The organism is Aquirufa beregesia, assembly GCF_011090385.1.
Classification (GTDB): Bacteria; Bacteroidota; Bacteroidia; order Cytophagales; family Spirosomataceae; genus Aquirufa; species Aquirufa beregesia.
Genome location: NZ_SEWW01000006.1, coordinates 141,883 through 159,386, shown reverse-complemented (window position 1 = coordinate 159,386; position 17,504 = coordinate 141,883). Strand labels below are relative to the sequence as shown.

General features: G+C 38.8%; 16 protein-coding genes. 7 read left to right on the top strand and 9 right to left on the bottom strand.

What is annotated here, in order from left to right; translation table 11 throughout:
• The first annotated feature begins 54 nt into the window (after window positions 1-54).
• Entirely contained in the window at window positions 55-1,329 is a 1,275-nt protein-coding gene (locus EWU23_RS10495) for a DUF349 domain-containing protein (RefSeq protein WP_166231906.1), read from the top strand.
• On the opposite strand, the gene EWU23_RS10490 is transcribed toward EWU23_RS10495, so the two are convergent.
• Window positions 1,315-2,685 carry a UDP-N-acetylmuramate--L-alanine ligase gene (locus EWU23_RS10490; protein ID WP_166231904.1) on the bottom strand — a complete coding sequence of 457 codons (1,371 nt, stop codon included), beginning with the start codon at window positions 2,683-2,685 and terminating at the stop codon, window positions 1,315-1,317. The genes EWU23_RS10495 and EWU23_RS10490 overlap by 15 nt on opposite strands.
• 102 nt (window positions 2,686-2,787) lie before the next feature.
• Here EWU23_RS10490 and EWU23_RS10485 point away from each other — a divergent pair, with 102 nt between their 5' ends.
• Complete coding sequence (locus tag EWU23_RS10485; RefSeq protein ID WP_166231902.1) at window positions 2,788-4,269, top strand: type III PLP-dependent enzyme domain-containing protein; 1,482 nt, start codon at window positions 2,788-2,790, stop codon at window positions 4,267-4,269.
• Window positions 4,270-4,279: 10 nt separating this feature from the next.
• Complete coding sequence (locus EWU23_RS14170; protein ID WP_262495125.1) at window positions 4,280-4,402, top strand: hypothetical protein; 123 nt, start codon at window positions 4,280-4,282, stop codon at window positions 4,400-4,402.
• Here the strand turns inward: EWU23_RS14170 and glpK are convergent.
• Both glpK and EWU23_RS10475 read right to left on the bottom strand, forming a co-directional pair.
• The gene (gene glpK / locus EWU23_RS10480; RefSeq protein WP_166231900.1) at window positions 4,399-5,889 is read right to left on the bottom strand and encodes a glycerol kinase GlpK; all 1,491 of its coding nucleotides are present in this window, start codon (window positions 5,887-5,889) and stop codon (window positions 4,399-4,401) included. The genes EWU23_RS14170 and glpK overlap by 4 nt on opposite strands.
• A 6-nt stretch (window positions 5,890-5,895) precedes the next feature.
• Entirely contained in the window at window positions 5,896-6,600 is a 705-nt protein-coding gene (locus EWU23_RS10475) for an MIP/aquaporin family protein (protein WP_205753154.1), read from the bottom strand.
• A gap of 162 nt (window positions 6,601-6,762) precedes the next feature.
• Here EWU23_RS10475 and ruvB point away from each other — a divergent pair, with 162 nt between their 5' ends.
• Window positions 6,763-7,788 (top strand): Holliday junction branch migration DNA helicase RuvB, encoded by a 1,026-nt coding sequence (gene ruvB, locus EWU23_RS10470; protein ID WP_166231898.1) that lies wholly within the window; start codon window positions 6,763-6,765, stop codon window positions 7,786-7,788.
• A gap of 254 nt (window positions 7,789-8,042) precedes the next feature.
• Here ruvB and EWU23_RS10465 read toward each other — a convergent pair whose 3' ends face one another.
• Window positions 8,043-8,849 (bottom strand): T9SS type A sorting domain-containing protein, encoded by an 807-nt coding sequence (locus EWU23_RS10465; protein ID WP_166231896.1) that lies wholly within the window; start codon window positions 8,847-8,849, stop codon window positions 8,043-8,045.
• Between the two features lie 137 nt (window positions 8,850-8,986).
• Between EWU23_RS10465 and EWU23_RS10460 the strand changes: the two genes are divergently transcribed.
• Together EWU23_RS10460 and EWU23_RS10455 are read left to right on the top strand one after the other, a co-directional pair.
• Window positions 8,987-10,882, top strand: a complete 1,896-nt coding sequence (locus EWU23_RS10460) for an ATP-binding protein (RefSeq protein ID WP_166231894.1) — start codon at window positions 8,987-8,989, stop codon at window positions 10,880-10,882.
• 11 nt (window positions 10,883-10,893) lie between these two features.
• The gene (locus EWU23_RS10455; RefSeq protein ID WP_166231892.1) at window positions 10,894-11,601 is read left to right on the top strand and encodes a response regulator transcription factor; all 708 of its coding nucleotides are present in this window, start codon (window positions 10,894-10,896) and stop codon (window positions 11,599-11,601) included.
• On the opposite strand, the gene serS is transcribed toward EWU23_RS10455, so the two are convergent.
• From serS to EWU23_RS10435, 4 genes are all read right to left on the bottom strand, one after another.
• Entirely contained in the window at window positions 11,594-12,865 is a 1,272-nt protein-coding gene (gene serS, locus EWU23_RS10450) for a serine--tRNA ligase (RefSeq protein WP_166231890.1), read from the bottom strand. The two genes, EWU23_RS10455 and serS, sit on opposite strands and share 8 nt — an antisense overlap.
• 10 nt (window positions 12,866-12,875) lie before the next feature.
• Window positions 12,876-14,198, bottom strand: coding sequence for an aspartate kinase (locus EWU23_RS10445; protein WP_166231888.1), 1,323 nt, complete (start codon window positions 14,196-14,198; stop codon window positions 12,876-12,878).
• 18 nt (window positions 14,199-14,216) lie between these two features.
• Window positions 14,217-14,693 (bottom strand): 6,7-dimethyl-8-ribityllumazine synthase, encoded by a 477-nt coding sequence (gene ribH / locus EWU23_RS10440; protein WP_166231886.1) that lies wholly within the window; start codon window positions 14,691-14,693, stop codon window positions 14,217-14,219.
• Between the two features lie 72 nt (window positions 14,694-14,765).
• On the bottom strand, window positions 14,766-15,443 hold the full coding sequence (locus EWU23_RS10435) for a tetratricopeptide repeat protein (protein WP_166231884.1): 678 nt from the start codon (window positions 15,441-15,443) through the stop codon (window positions 14,766-14,768).
• Window positions 15,444-15,632: 189 nt separating this feature from the next.
• Here EWU23_RS10435 and EWU23_RS10430 point away from each other — a divergent pair, with 189 nt between their 5' ends.
• On the top strand, window positions 15,633-17,216 hold the full coding sequence (locus tag EWU23_RS10430) for a glycerol-3-phosphate dehydrogenase/oxidase (RefSeq protein ID WP_166231882.1): 1,584 nt from the start codon (window positions 15,633-15,635) through the stop codon (window positions 17,214-17,216).
• On the opposite strand, the gene EWU23_RS10425 is transcribed toward EWU23_RS10430, so the two are convergent.
• Complete coding sequence (locus EWU23_RS10425; protein WP_109324052.1) at window positions 17,213-17,434, bottom strand: DUF2795 domain-containing protein; 222 nt, start codon at window positions 17,432-17,434, stop codon at window positions 17,213-17,215. The two genes, EWU23_RS10430 and EWU23_RS10425, sit on opposite strands and share 4 nt — an antisense overlap.
• Window positions 17,435-17,504 lie beyond the last annotated feature (70 nt).

Below are 17,504 nucleotides of genomic sequence, written 5' to 3'. Positions count from 1 at the left end.
CACACCTAATTTTTGAGCCAGAGCATTTGCTTGAAGCTCTCTCATATCAAAAAGATGGAAGCAACCACCTCCAATGAATACGGATTTTGTCGAGACGGCAAAGTTTATATCAAAGCATTTCTAAACTTTCCCGAGCGTGAAATAGGTTTTGTTCGTAATACAGAACAAGAAGCACTTCAGTATTTTGTCAATCGATTTGAATTGGCAAAGAAAAAGGTGACTGATCTATCGAGTGAAGTCAAGGAAGTTCAAAACAAAGGTTCATTTTTGACTAAGGTAGTTCAAATGAAAGCCTATTTGGCTGAGTTTGATGGTTTAGGAGATTTCAAACCCTTGTTTGATGAATTAGAAAAAGTAGAAGAGTTTTTGCGCTCTTTGATTCATCAAAATCAAGTAAAGAATTTAGAGATTAAACGAGCTCTTATTGAGGATGCTAAAAATGCGGCTCATGGAGATGATGTATTGGTAGCCACAGAACAATTGGTGGAGATTAAATCCAAGTGGGTTAAAACAGGTCCTGTTGATCGCCAATTTCAAGACGAATTAACCGATACTTTTCAAGCTATTTTAGAAGCATTTTTCTTGCGTAGAAGAGTGTATTTTGAAGAAAAGAATCGAATCATAGATGAGAAAATAGCCAAACTTCAAGGGTTTATCGATGGGGTGCATCAATTGAGAAAAGCACCAGATATCGATGATTCTGTGGGAAAGGTAAAAGAATTACAGAGGGAGTGGAAGACAGTACTAGGCTTGCCTCCTAAAAAACAATCGATGCTTTGGAAGAATTTCAAAAAGGCAAACGATATGTTTTTTGAAAAATACAATCGTATTAAAGGAATTGAAGTTAAGCCGCGTATCGACCCTCGCGTTCAGGAGTTAGTTGCTATGACCCAAGAATTAGAGTCTAAGTTGAGCGATCAGGTTAACATGCCAGCCATTGCAGATATGGCTAAGGCCTATTTAGTTAAATGGAAAGAAATTACAGCTCAAATGAAATCGTTGGATCGTAGTTTGGCTGAGCGTTTCAGAAATATTTGCGATAAGATATTCGAAATGAATTACTTGTTACGGGTAATTTCATACCGCCATCCAGCTTTGAACGATAAACCAAGAATTGAGCAATTGAAAATCATGATTAATCAGATGGATTACATGACGAAAAAAGAGCGCAGTGAATTGGAAAGTTTTATCGCCCAGGCTGAGCAAGACCGTCAAATGGAAGAGAAGCCCATTCAAAGTAAGATTAATACGCAGAAACGTAAAATCAGCATGAAGGAGATTCTCTTGACTGGATTTAAAGCTGAATTGGATCAATTACTCAATGCTTAGTCCCATCTGTTTGGCTAAGCTTATAAAATCTAGCCCATCAAATGTGCCTGATGACATCATCAACAGGTTACTTTGGGGCCAGGATTGTTTTAGTAGATGAGCCATTAAGTCAGCGGGATTTCTTAGAATGAGTAAATTAGGGTGCTCAAAATATTGCTGCACTTGATTATCCTCCATTCGGTCCATTCTTTTGATTTCACGCGCATGTTCGCTTAAATAGACCACAGCTACATCAGCAGCTTGTAATGTCTTGGCATAATGCGGTAAAAACGCAGGGTTTAAACTACTGAACGTATGTAATTCTAAGCAAGCAATCAGTTTTCTTTGTGGATATTGATTCTTGACCGCCTGGGTGGTGGCTTTCACCTTTGATGGAGCATGGGCAAAATCTTTATAGAATAAACAAGAATCCGATTTCCCGACCAGCTCTAGTCGTTTTGCCGCACCTTTGAACGATTGTATGGCTTGGTAAAAATCGCTAGTAGACACACCCACTTGTTCACACAGTAAACGCGCTCCATTCAGATTTTTCAAGCTATGTTCTCCAAAAATCTGGATTTCATATTCTTTACCATCCAAACCTTTTAAAATCGTTTGCCCATTTTTGATGTAAGAAGGATGAGCCGCATAGCCTGTTTTTTCCGTATGATCTGGACAGGATTCCGTTAATTGTTCAAGTGTGGTATCCGTTTGGTCGAAAAATAAATTTCCAGCCTTTGGCATGGACTGGATTAATTTTTCAAACGATTCTGTATAAGATTCAAAAGTGGGATACACATTGATATGATCCCAAGCAATGCCAGAAATCAGGGCAATATGTGCTTGGTACAATAAGAATTTTGCCCTTCTGTCAATAGGAGAGGCTAAATATTCATCCCCTTCAATGATGATGATAGGTGCATCAGATAAAGATGCCATTAAGTCAAAACCTTCAATTCGAGCACCAACTAAATAGTCGAATTTTTTATGGAGTGCCTTTAGCACATGGAGCACCATGGAAGTAATACTGGTTTTACCATGGCTACCGGCAATGATAATACGCTGTTTGTTTTTACTATGTTCGTACAAGAACGAGGGATAGGATTCTATACGTAAACCTAATTCTTGTGCTTTTAGCAATTCAGGATTATCGGCACGGGCATGCATCCCTACAATCACACAATCTACATCAGAGGTGATTTTCTCGGGAAACCATCCAAAACTTTCTGGTAAAATGCCATGTTGGGCAAGCAAGCTTTTAGAGGGTTCATAGATTTCATCATCAGAACCTGAAATTATATATCCTTGAACCTGAAGTGCTAAGGCTAAATTATGCATCGCCGCACCACCTATAGCGATAAAATGAATTTTTGGCATGTAACATTGTATAGAATAGTTTGCAAAGTACATACTTTTATTGCAGTTTTGCACGTTTTTCCACAATTCGAGAGTACTCGTTTTTTAATTTGGTAAGTATCCATGAAAAATTACATCGATCTAATTGATCAAACCATTGAATTCCCCACTCGGGAATTTAATATCAATGAGAACAATGAGTTATTGTTTAATAATGTGCCCTTGATGGAGATTATTAAACAATATGGTACGCCATTAAAATTATCCTATTTGCCCAAGATAGGGGAGCATATAGATAATGCCAAATTATTGTTTAGAAACGCGATTAAGAAATACAATTATAAGGGAAATTATACCTACTGTTATTGTACGAAATCTTCCCATTTTTCTTTTGTATTGGATGAAGTGATCAAGCAGCATGTGCATTTAGAGACAAGTAGTGCCTTTGACATACCGATTATCCGTGATATGTATGAGCGTGGAAAAATCTCTAAATCAACGTATATTTTATGTAATGGCTATAAGCAGCCATTGTATACCCAATACATCTCAGAGTTTATCAATGAAGGATTCAATTGTATTCCAATTTTGGACAATTTGAAGGAAATTGATTTTTATGAGAAATCGGTAACGGCCGATAAGGTGAACTTAGCGATTCGTATTGCGACGGATGAGGAACCTGATTTTGCATTCTATACCTCTCGTTTGGGGGTACGATATTCCGATGTAAATACCTTGTATTTGGAGAAAATTAAGCCTAATCCTCGTTTTAATTTGAAGATGTTACATTTCTTCATCAATACAGGAATTAAGGATAGTGCTTATTATTGGTCGGAGTTAAGTCGATTTATTTACAAATATTGTGATATCAAAAAAATCTGTCCTGAATTGGATTCCATTGATTTAGGAGGAGGCTTACCAATTCAGACTTCACTGCAATTCAATTACGATTATCAGGCTATGGTGGATGAAATTGTGGAATCTATCTCCTGGATTTGCAATAAGAATAACGTACCTGTGCCAAATATATTTACCGAATTCGGTTCTTATTCAGTGGGGGAAAGTGGAGCCGTTTTGTATGAGATTATTGATCAAAAATTACAAAATGATAAGGAGCTTTGGTATATGATAGATGGTTCTTTCATTACTCAATTACCGGATTCTTGGGGAATGAATCAAAAGTACATCATGCTTCCAGTGAATAATTGGGGTTCTCCATACCAAAAAGTAAATTTGGGTGGCTTAACATGTGATTCCATGGATTTTTATAATACGGAAGCGCATAGTTCTGATTTATATTTACCTATTTTTGAGGAAGCAACTGAGCGACAATACGTTGGATTCTTCCACACAGGTGCTTATCAAGAGTCCTTGGGAGGATATGGTGGTATTCAACATTGTTTAATCCCTGCGCCTAAACACGTAATCATTGACCGATTGGAGGATGGAACCGTGACAACGCGCTTGTTTTCTGAGGAGCAAAATAGTAGCTCTATGTTGAATATTTTAGGCTATAACCAGGCGGTGACGATACAACAGGAGGAGGATTTGAAAGCAAGAATTGAGCTTGAGATTAAATCAAAAACTACATTAGCATCTGTTTAAAACTAATTATATGAAAAAAGTATTGGCCATCGTGTTGCTTGCCACTTTTGTTTGTGCTGCATGTTCACAAAATACCAATTGTCCAGCTTACGGAACTACCCGTGCTGATGCCCCTAAGGTGAAGCGAGGTTAATCCTCCCAGTTAAAGCTTTTTGAGACGGCTTTCTTCCATTGTTTTTTCATATGGGAACGTTTGCTGTCTTCCATTTGGGAATTCCAACGGTGTTGGATTGCCCAATTTTTCTTCAGATCTTCAAGGTTTTCCCAATAGCCCACCGCTAAACCTGCAGCATAGGCAGCGCCTAAAGCAGTAGTTTCTATAATTTTTGGACAAATGACTTCCTGTCCTAATATATCAGACTGGAATTGCATCAATAATTGGTTGACGACCATTCCTCCGTCTACTCTCAAAGAAGAAATGGAGATCCCAGCGTCTTTTTCCATGGCTTCTAAAACTTCCCAGGTTTGAAATGCTGTGGCTTCCAAAGCTGCTCTAGCAATATGACTTTTATTGACATAGCTAGTTAGACCGACTAAAACCCCTCTGGCATCTTGTTTCCAGTATGGAGCATATAAGCCTGAAAAAGCAGGGACAAAATAGCAGCCTCCATTATCATCCACTTCTTTAGCTAAATTCTCAATATCCGGACTGTTTTGGATGAGGCCTAAATTATCTCGAAGCCATTGTACAAGGGAGCCAGCAATGGCCACAGATCCTTCCAAGGCATAATGTACGGGTTCATTTCCCAATTGATATGCTACGGTGGTCAGTAAACCAAATTGGGAAGGGATGGCTTGTGTACCCGTATTCATCAATAGAAAACAACCTGTTCCGTACGTGTTTTTTCCTTGGCCAGGATCAAAACAGGTTTGGCCAACTAGGGCGGCTTGTTGGTCGCCTAGGATACCAGCCAATGGCACGCCTTCTAAAACCCCTTTTGATTTTCCATAAACCTGAGAGCTCGCTTTAATTTCAGGAAGCATAGCTTTGGGAATACTCAGCACGTTCAATATTTCGTCATCCCAAGCGCAAGTAGCTAAGTCCATTAATTGCGTTCTGCTGGCATTGGTGACGTCAGTAATGTGAATTCCACCTTCGGTTCCACCAGTCAATTGCCAAGAAATATAGGTATCCATGGTTCCAAATAGGGCTACACCTTGCAAGGCATCTTCCCGTAAACCTGGAACATGATTGAGTAACCAACGCAATTTAAGTCCACTAAAATAGGTGGCTAAAGGCAAACCTGTTTTAGCTCTGAAACGGTCCATTCCGCCATCTTGGGCGAGTTCCGCTAATTCAGCTCCAACACGAGTATCTTGCCAAACCAAGGCATGGTGGTAGGGTTTTCCTGTTTTTTTATTCCAAACTACGGTAGTTTCTCGTTGATTGGTTATCCCAACAGCAGCAATATCTCGGGCGGATAATCCGGCTTTACCAAGTGCCAACCCAATGACCTCTTGTACATTTTGCCAAATTTCCTCAGCATTATGTTCTACCCAACCAGCTTGAGGATAAATCTGCTCATGTTCTTTCTGGCCCATGGAGATAATTTCTCCTCCTTTGTTAAATATAATGAATCTAGAACTTGTTGTTCCTTGGTCAATGGATCCGATATACATGCGTCATTATGAGTTTAATGTAAGTAAATAGGCGCCAATTAAAGCACCCGCTGATGGGCCTAAAACGGGAATCCAAGCATATTCCCAGTCACTTTTTCCTTTGTTTGGAATAGGTAAAATGAAATGCATGATACGAGGTCCTAAATCTCTCGCTGGGTTTACAGCATAACCAGTAGTTCCACCTAAGGCTAATCCGACCGCCCATACAAGAATGCCTACTAAAAAGGGGCCTAGGCCATGTTCAATACTAGAGAAAGTACCTAAAGCAACAATGATGAGGGCGGAGGCAAAAGCTTCGGAGATAAAATTGAATGGCCACGATTTGATAGCGGGGTCCGTACAAAAGGAAGCTTTGATGGCTCCTGGATCTTCCGTTACTTGATAATGGGGATGGTAATGAATCCAAACTAATAGTTGACCTAGCATAGCACCTATTAACTGGCCACCTACATACGTAGTAAAAAGAGACCAATCTCCAGTTTTGACACATCCAGCAATGGTGACAATGGGATTTAAATGAGCTCCAGGACTACCAAAATAGGTTGAAATGAATATACCAATGGTGACTGCAAATGCCCAAGCGGCAGCAATAGCCAGTAATCCAGTTTGATGGCCTTTTGTGCCTTTTAACAAAACATTGGCAACTACACCATTTCCTAAATAAATCAAACTGGCTGTTCCAGCTAATTCTCCAATAAAAATAGAACTCATTATGTAAGGTTTAAGTACCTTCAAAAATATGAAATTTATCAATAAAAATAGGCTTTTTTTTAGAGTATAGATTTTATTTCCCGAATTTAATTTTGCTTGAAATGGTCATTTATTGCAGGCTTAAATTTATCTTTGATTAAGGATTATAAATTTTCAAGTTTTATGCGTGAAGACTATTTGAAGGGAGATTCTGAGTCATTACCTCAGCAAGAAAAAGAAATAGATAAGGCATTACGCCCTTTGAGTTTCTTTGATTTCACGGGACAGGGTAAGATTGTTGAGAACTTAAAAATATTTGTGGGCGCTGCGAAGGCCAGAGAGGAGGCCTTGGATCACGTGTTGTTGCATGGCCCTCCGGGATTGGGAAAGACCACCCTTTCACATATTATAGCGAATGAATTAGGTTCAGCATTAAAAATTTCTTCGGGGCCAGTATTGGATAAACCATCTGATTTAGCGGGTTTATTAACCAATTTACAGCCTTATGATGTTTTATTTATAGATGAAATACATCGTTTAAATCCGATAGTTGAAGAGTATTTATACTCGGCCATGGAGGATTATAAAATTGATATTATGTTGGATTCGGGACCTAATGCCCGAAGTATACAGATAGGCTTGAATCCATTTACCTTGATTGGAGCGACCACCCGAGCGGGATTGTTGACTTCGCCTTTACGAGCCAGATTTGGAATCAATGCCAGGTTGGAGTATTATGATGCCCAATTATTAACGACCATTGTGAAGCGTTCAGCAACTATTTTGAATATGCCTATTGATGAAACGGGTGCTTTTGAAATAGCTAGAAGAAGTAGAGGAACGCCTCGTATTGCTAATAATTTATTGAGGAGAACACGTGATTTTGCTCAAATGAAGGGGACTGGAAATATTGATGTGGAGATTGCCAAATTTGCTTTGGAGGCTTTGGATGTGGATATGAATGGGTTGGATGAAATGGATAATCGCATCTTGTTAACCATCATTGAAAAATTCAAAGGTGGGCCTGTAGGTTTAACCACCATTGCTACGGCCTGTGGAGAAGAAGCAGAAACGATTGAAGAGGTATATGAGCCGTTTTTAATTCAGGAGGGGTTTTTGAAAAGAACGTCCAGAGGTAGAGAAGCTACTGAAAAGGCCTATCGACATGTGGGTATTGAGCCTAAATCTCAAACGGGTTCTTTGTTTTAATTTTTATTTTTTAATAACGCTGTCAAGGTTTTAAACCTTGACAGCGTTGGTAAAAGTCTACTTTTTTACTAAAATTCTTAAACAGTTTCTTGGTAATTTACAGACAAAATCAATGAATTGATTTTGTCCAATATTTATCAGTTTTTAAAACTGATTGGGGAAAGGAAAGAGTTAGATTTGCCTAACGCTGTCAAGGTTTTAAACCTTGACAGCGTTGTTGAAACTAGGCGTTTTTCTATTAAGCGGATTGAATATTAATCAATTTTTACTCGGATTACAGCTCCATCATTTCCTTGGGTAACTTGCACAAAATATACTCCAGATGCTGCTTTCTTTAAGTCGACTTGACCTAAATAGCGGCCTTGAAAATCTTTGACAGTTTCAGAAGCCACTTCCTTTCCATTCACATCTCTTACCGTAATGGCCACAGTTCCTTTTTCAGGAGCATGGAAACGAATATTTAATTTACCATTAAATGGATGATTCGGGTTGGCAAAGAGACCTTTGATCGTGCTCGATGCTTGACCCCAGGCAGAATTTTGCCCAGCCATCGAAAATCCATCTTCCTGAAGTCTTCTTAGTCCACGAAATTCAGGGCTATTTTCATCAAAATCAAATTTGAAATTTTTCCCTCCTGGCATATCTTCCATATGGATTTCCATATCATCTGGCCCATGACGGAAAATTCGAACCTGCTTGTCATCCATCTGGGTCCTTAATTTTCTCATACGTTTCTCGACTCTAGCCATTGCTTTTTTATCCAAATGAGGCATAGAACCCATAGCATCCATTTGCATTCTGTTCCCACCTCTTTTGCGGATATCCATCGTGATGATTTTCGTTTTTCCATCTGATTTCCCCATCTCCTTATTCAATGAGTCGTTCAATTGTTTTATACCAGCTTCCGCTAAGTCAGGATTGGCAAATGTCCTCTCAATGACTTTCTGTTTGCCATTTTCATCTACCACAATCTTAATGGTAGATTCCGATTTTGGCGCATCTTGTGCCAAGGCCAAGGTTCCCATCGTTCCCAATAGGGCCGATAAAATGAATGTTTTCATAAAATTTTAATTTTTGTGACGGCACAAACTTAGATAAAGCATTCAATACTTGACTGTTAAAGAATGTTAAGTGGTCTTTGAATCGAAAAATGGACCAATAAATCGTTTAATTTTGTCATTCAATGGTTTGAAAAGATATGTCCCAAAAGAAAATACGACTCATAATTGGCTTGATGACTTTGGCATTGATTGGCTTAATTTCCTTTCAATCGTATTGGCTTGGTTTTATGTTAGAAACCAAAAAGGAGCAATTAGCTGCCGATATACGAGATGGAATGGAAAAAGTTGTCCGTAAGTTGGAAAAACAAGAGCTTTATGTCCTATCTCAAAAGCAAAGAGAATATGAAAGTCAGCAAAAGGAAATTGCTGCTTTGGAAAAGAAGTTAGCATCTAAAGCCATTCCTAGTCCTCCACGTCCTCCTCAAATGAAGGATCCTATGTTGGCTCAGCATGACCCCATGGAACTCATTGCAGAGGATATATCCCACGAGTTTAGATTTAATCAAGCAGAGCTTCAAGCATTCAAAAAATTCCAACAAAATGAGATGCCCAATGACATCTTGTATGTTCGGAAGTCATTTATGTTACCCAATGGCCAAATTGCTGAGGTAACTGAAGAATACCAAATCAATGCCGATTTGAAGGGAATCAATCGTCGATTACGAGAAGAAAAGCAGCTCAATGAAATGATGGGTGCTGTAAAACCTCGGGTCTTACAAGAGCTGAATCGGATCAAAGAGACCAATCGATTGAGAGCTCGGGAGGCTAAGCGAATCAGTGATTTGAATCGAATGCGTCCTAAATTTTTAGCCCAATTACATCAAGAAGATCAACAAAAAACCAAGAAAATCAATGCCCTCACTATTGATGCCGAAAAGTTAAAAGAAGAAAAGGCCGAGCTTCAAAAAGTATTAAAAAAGACAGAAATGGCGAAGGAAGTTTTTGCTGATTTCCTATTTAAAGAAAGACCCATTACTCAGCGAGTTTCCACCAAACATATTGATAGTTTAATCAAGCAAGAATTGGCTGAAAAGGGTATTACGATGCCTTATGTTTTTGGGATTGGTTCAAAAGAATCTTCCAAAAATAAAAACTGGGTATATACTTCTGCTGGATTAATGAAAACTCCAAGGGCGCAATCAGCCTCGTTCATAACTCCATTATTTCCCAATGATTTACGTCCTAGTGGTCAATATTTGCAAATCTATTTTCCCAACCAGGAAGCTTTGGTTTGGGAAGCCATGAGCTTTAGTTTTTTGGGATCGGCCTTATTATTGTTGACCATGATAGGCTGCTTCTACATCGCTGTAATGACAATTTTAAAGCAAAAGAAGCTAGCTGAAGTAAAAAATGATTTCATCAATAATATGACTCATGAATTCAAAACGCCCATTTCTACTATTTCTTTAGCGGCCCAATTGATTCAAGAAGAGTCCAATGGTATCAATAATGAATCCATCAATAGGTATGTGGGAATCATCAAAGAAGAAAATATCCGACTAGGCCGACAAGTGGAACGGGTATTGCAAACGGCACAAATGGAAAAGGAAAATATTGTGTTGAAAAAGAAGGAAATCAATTTAAATACTTTAGTTCAGCAAGTAGCGGATATGAATGGACCTTTGATTCAATCCCAGGGAGGACATTTGAATTTGTTGTTAGATGCTCAGAATGCTCAAATAGAGGTAGACGAAGTGCATATTTCCAATGTCCTTTTCAACTTACTCGATAATGCCATTAAATACAGCAAAGAGAAACCTGAAATTACCATCAGTACTAATTCAAGCCCCACATTCCTTAGTATTCGCATTTCTGATCAAGGCATTGGCATGGTCAAGGAGGTACTAGGTTCTGTGTTTGAGCCATTTTATCGAGTTCCAACAGGAAATGTACACAATGTAAAAGGCTTCGGCTTAGGATTGAGCTATGTGAAAAAAATTGTAGAAGCACATGGCGGTTCTGTACAAGTTTCTAGCTTACCCAGTATAGGAAGTACATTTGAAATTAATTTACCTTTTCATCCAACTGCTTAATGTCATCAAAAATGGAAAATAGTCACCCATCTATCTTATTGGCCGAAGACGACCCGAATTTGGGACTATTGTTGTCGGAATTTTTAAAAAAGAAAGGATACGATGTGCAATGGGCTCAGAATGGTGATGAAGCCTTGGATATGTTTGTTAAGGAATCATTTGATATTTGTCTATTGGATGTCATGATGCCCAAGAAGGATGGGTTTTCTTTAGCCAAAGATATTCGTGCGACTCACCTAGACGTACCCATTATTTTTCTAACGGCCAAGTCCATGGAAGAAGATACTTTACAGGGATTTAAGGTAGGGGCTGATGATTATTTGACCAAACCATTTTCCATGGATGTGTTGGTTGCACGTATTGAAGCCGTTTTACGTAGAACGCATTCCGGTAAATCAGTACCCAGTTTAGCAGATGAAATAGCTTTAGGGGATTTTATATATGTTCCTCAAAAAATGAAATTGATTTTGGGTCAAACAGAACAGAAATTCACGCCCAAAGAAAATGACCTAATGAAACTCTTATGTGAAAATTTAGGTAGACCAGTTAGTCGAAGTTATGCCCTGAAATTAATCTGGGGAGATGATACCTATTTCAATGCGCGAAGCATGGATGTGTACATGACCAAACTGCGTAAAATGTTGAAAGAAGATCCCCGCGTGCAGCTGATGAATCTGCACGGCGAAGGTTTTCGACTAAGCGTAGAAGGGCTTAGTTAATGTATTCAAAGCCACAATATGGCACTAGAACCTGAGGAATCTTGATTCCATCTGGCCCTTGGTTATTTTCTAAAATAGCCGCCACGATGCGTGGAAGAGCTAAGGCTGATCCGTTTAAGGTATGGCAAAGGATGGATTTTCCGTCCACTTTGGTACGTAGTTTCAAACGATTTGCCTGAAATGTTTCAAAATTTGAGACAGAACTCACCTCTAACCAACGTCCTTGAGCCGCTGACCATACTTCCATATCATAGGTCAAGGCCGAAGCAAAACCCATATCTCCCCCACAAAGACGTAATACACGGTATGGTAATTCCATCTTCTGTAAAAGGCCTTGGACATGCTGAGACATTTCCTCTAAGGCTTGATATGATGTTTCAGGTTTGTGAATCTGTACAATCTCAATCTTATCAAATTGATGCAATCGATTTAAACCACGTACATGAGCACCCCAAGAACCCGCTTCACGACGGAAACAAGGTGTGTGTCCTACATTTTTAATCGGTAATTCTTTTTCATTTACAATGACATCCCGATACAAATTGGTAATAGGCACCTCAGCCGTAGGGATTAAATATAGCCCTTCCTCTTTGGTCACATACATTTGACCTTCTTTATCAGGTAATTGACCTGTACCAAACCCCGAATCTTCATTGATCAAAATGGGAGGTTGAATTTCGTAATAACCGATCTTGATGGCTTCATCTAAGAAGAAATTAATTAATGCACGCTGTAAACGAGCACCTTTACCTTTGTATACAGGAAAACCTGCTCCTGTGATTTTGTTTCCTAAATCAAAATCGATGATATCATATTTCTTGATCAAATCCCAGTGAGGCTGCGCAGCATCTCCTAAATTGGGAATAGATCCCCAGCTTAAAACCACTTCATTGTCTTCAGCAGTTTTTCCTTCAGGTACAGAGCTGTGGGGTAGGTTAGGAAGGGTTACCAAAAGTTCATATACTTCTTGCTCTGCATTTTTAGCAGCATCCCCCAACTCTTTGATACTTGCTTTTAAAGCCGCCGTTTCTGCTTTTTTGGATTCAGCTAAATCAGCTTGACCATTTTTCATCAAGGCCCCAATTTCCTTTGCCGCGGCATTGGATTTCTCTAAAGCTTGCTCTGCTTGCTGCAATAATGTTTTACGCTTGTCGTCTAAGGAAATCAATTGCTCAACTACCTTTTCAGCTTCAAAAAAACGTTTTTTCTGTAAACCTTGAATGGTTACTTCTGTATTCGCACGGATAAAAGCAAGCGTTAGCATAGGATCAATTTTAGAAGAATAAACCTTCGTTTAAGGCATTTAATGACTCATTTTTATGTTTGGCATCTACCAATAGGGAGATATTATGTTCCGAAGCACCATAAGAAATCATGCGAATCGGGATGTTTTTCATCGCATTCAATACTTTGAGGGCTATTCCTTCTTTATCAGCCCAGAAATTCCCCACGATACAAATAATCACTTGGTCTTTATCTGGATTTTCCAATTCCGCAAATTCTCTCAATTCACTCATGATGGAATCTAGGTGGGTGGTTTGATCAATGGTAACAGAAACAGAAACTTCCGAGGTGGTAATCATATCCACTGGAGTTTTATATTTCTCGAATACCTCAAATACACGCTTCAAGAAACCATAGGCATTTAACATACGTGTTGAATGGATGTAAATGGCCGTAATATTATCTTTGGCAGCAATGGCCTTAATTTCTATATCGGTAGATTTTTCCGAAATCAATGTTCCATAAGCACTAGGCTCCATGGTATTTTTCAAACGTACAGGAACACCTTTTAGTTTGGCAGGAGTGATGGTACTTGGATGTAAAATTTTTGCCCCGAAATAGGCTAATTCTGCTGCTTCAGCAAAAGATAGTTCACGGATAGGGAAGGTATTCTTCACGATACGCGGATCATTGTTGTGCATGCCGTCGATATCCGTCCAGATTTGGACTTCCTCAGCAGCAATAGCTCCACCAATCAATGAAGCCGTATAATCCGAGCCACCTCTTTTCAAATTATCCACTTCTCCTTGCGGATTACGGCAGATAAAACCTTGGGTAATGTAAATTTGCTTACCAGGCTCTTTGGCCAAAATTGCTCCCAAATTCGCCTCGATTTTCTTTAAAATGGGTTCATTGTCTTCATCAATCACCATAAAATCCAAAGCAGGAAGTAATAAAGAATTAACTCCCTCTTCTTGTAGATATGCTTCAAATATTTGGGTCGATAATAACTCACCTAAAGCAACCATTTCCTTTTCTTGCTTTGTGCCATATGGGCTCGTTGCAATTAGTTCATTAATAAAAGCAAATTCTTTATCAACTATAGCTTTCCCTTTAGCTAAACCTTGTTCTGTTTGGTATAATTCTGACAAAAAAACATCGTAGTGATCACGTAATGCTTTGGCCTTATCTTTTGCTTCTGCAATTTGATCAGCCTTTAAGGATTCTGAAATTGATAATAAGGAATTGGTACTTCCTGAAAGAGCTGATAATACCACGATTTTCGCTTTTCCGTCTTCTGTGATTAATTGACGGATCGACTTCATTCTTTCTGGTTTTCCAACGGAGGTCCCTCCAAATTTCCAAACTTGCATATAGGTTATATTATGGGTTTATATAGCTAGCATTTTGATAGCAGTTATGGCAGCTTCATCGCCTTTGTTTCCATGTTTTCCACCTGCACGATCCATCGCTTGTTCCTGGCTATTGGGTGTTAGCACACCAAAGATGACAGGCTTGTCGTATTTTAAACTTACATCAGTAATTCCTTTTGCCACGGCGTCACAGATAAAATCAAAATGACGTGTTTCGCCTTGAATCACGCAACCTAAACAAATGACTGCATCAATCTCGGGTTTTTGAGCTAATTTCTGAGCTCCTAAGCTTAATTCAAAACTACCAGGTACTTGTACTCGATGAATGAATTCAGGTTTAGCTCCATGGGCAAGTAACGTTTTCACGCAGCCTTGGTACAAAGCGTCTGTCACTTCCGTGTTCCATTCAGAAACGACAACGGCAAATTGCTTATCTTGAATGGCTGGAAGGCTTTCTGTCGAAAAATCACTTAAATTTTTATGTTGGGATGACATCTTGGATGGATTAAAACAATAAGGGATAAAAGCTGTTGCTCTTATCCCTTCCTGATATAAAAATTTATCTAATTATTCAGAGATAGAGCTTTCTAATTGAGCTTTATATTTCTTAGCAGGTACAGCTTCTGCCGACTCTGGGAATTTTTCCGTGATATCCGTATAGGTTGCCAATGCCTCTTTACCTTGTTTATTAGCTTCATAAGCTGTAGCCAATTTCAAAAGATACGTTGGAGTAAAGAATTTGTTTGGCTTATAATCAGCGGCTTTTTTGTAGTAATCTATGGCTTCACCAAACGATTTCTTTTCTACATACGCATCTCCAATTAAGGAATAAGCTCTTGCTTGCACTAGTAAATCACCGCTGCTGAAGTTCTTCAATTTTTCAATCGATTGATTAAATTTACCTTGCTTCAATAAGGCGATACCTTGATATAAATCGGCCAAATTTTGTGTATTTCCACCAAATTCGTCGGAAATTTTATTTAATTCCTTTGTTGCTTTCGATAAAGAATCAGATTCAAAAGCGTAAACGGCTTTGAATAATTTCTTCTCACCTTCTTCATCCTGAGTCTGCGTGTACCACTTGTAACCTAAGGTTCCTACTACTAAGGCCACGATGATGGCGCCTAATCCTAACACAGAAGTTTTATTTTTTTCAAAAAATCCAGAGACCTTGGTTAATTCTTGTTGTAGTGCCTCTGGGCTTTCAATAATTTCAATCGTTTCTTTAGTTTCTTTCTTTGCCATATTACGTCCTTATTTCAGGAGTCTAATTGTATTGACCTTTCATTAAATGGGTACAGACCCATCAAAGGTTTGCAAAATTATAAAATCTCTTTCATTTATATCAATATTAATGGAATCTTTTCGGTTTTATTTTCCTGATTCTTTAGTAAATTCGTCGGATTGCGGATTTTTCAAGCTTAAATTTAGTTCATGGCATTTTCCCGGATTGATCAATTTCAAAAAATTAAAGCAAATGAATCTGAATATGATATTTGTATCATAGGTGGTGGGGCAACAGGTGCCGGAGTGGCCCTGGATGCTGTATTGCGTGGTTATAAGGTTTTATTGATAGAAAAAGGGGATTTCGCTGGACAAACCTCTTCGAAATCGACCAAATTAGTTCATGGTGGCGTTCGTTACCTAGAACAAGCTGTTAGGAATGTCGATTGGCAACAATTTAAAATGGTGTATAAGGCATTGCATGAGCGGAAAGTGATGCTGCAAAATGCCCCACATTTAGCTCATCCTTTGGCTTTATTGACTCCTTGTTATTCTTGGTGGGATCGGATTTATTATGGCATTGGCATGTGGTTGTATGATCGAATATCGGGAGCGACCAATTTGAAAAACAGTCAAGGATTAGGCAATCAACAAATGGAGCGCCTAGTACCTAATCTGCAGGTGAAGGGTATGTCAGGAGGGATTTTATATTACGATGGGCAACTCAATGACGCACGCTATGCCTTGGCTATTTTGCAGTCGGCGGAAAAGGAAGGAGCCGCCATTGTAAACTATTGTGAATTGAGTCACTTTGGTCTAAGTCCCAAAAGTTTAAAAATTAAAAAGATTCATTTCAAAGATTTAATTTCTGGGGAGGAACATGAAGTAAGTTGTAAAGTCGTGGTGAATGCCACAGGACCTTTTACCGATCATATCCGCCAATTGGCTAATCTTAAATTGAAACCTAGAATGAAAGTTTCACGAGGAGCCCATATTGTATTACCTAAATCTTTTTGGTCGGGTGATACGGCCTTATTAATTCCCAAAACAGACGACGGTCGGGTTGTCTTCATTATTCCTTGGAGGGATTATGTGCTGGTAGGAACTACCGATGAGCCTGATGAATTGATGGAAGATCCTAAGATCAGAGCGGAAGAAGAAGCCTATTTATTAGACTATTTTAACCGTTTTGCCTTGAACAAGGCTAAGCAAGAAGATGTTTGTTCTGGTTTTGTCGGTCAAAGACCTTTATTGCAAGTAGGTCTTTCTGATGCTATGCAATCAGACACCAAGTCTTTGGTACGTGATCATGAAGTAGAGGTAGACCAACGAAGTAAGTTGGTTAGCATCATGGGAGGGAAATGGACCACTTATCGTGTTATGGCTGAGGATACGATGAATATTGTGGAGGAAGAAGTACTGCATCGTTATAAACAGACTTGCCGTACAAAGGACTATTTACTTTTTGGGGGAGAAAAAATGGACGAAGAACATTGGCAGCAACGTATCGCTGAGTTGCATATAAGTGAACGTAGTGCCAAACACCTAAGAGAAATATATGGTTTCACGGCACTGAAAGTACTGGAGCATTGTGAACATGAAAAAGAGGGATTGGAATTAATCCATAGCTCATTACCTTATTTACAAGGCGAGCTGAATTATTTGAAAAATGATGAAATGGCGGAATGCTGGGAAGATATTTTGTACCGACGCTGGGGGATTAGTTTGAGAGATCAAGCGAAGGGACAATTAATCATGGATATAAAAAAAGAGGCTTTCGCCTCCTTTCATTAATATTCGTCTTCATTGAAGAAGAAATCGTCTTTGGTTGGATAATCAGGCCAAATCTCTTCGATGCTTTCAAAAGGTTGTCCATCATCTTCTAATTCTTGCAAGTTCTCCACTACTTCTAAGGGAGATCCTGTACGAATTGCGTAGTCAATTAATTCATCTTTTGAAGCAGGCCATGGTGCATCTTCTAAATAGGAGGCAAGTTCTAGTGTCCAGTACATATGTTTAATTTTAATTCTTAAAGATTCAAATGTTGGTCCTTTTCTCTTTTAGATTCTTAAGAATCAAAGA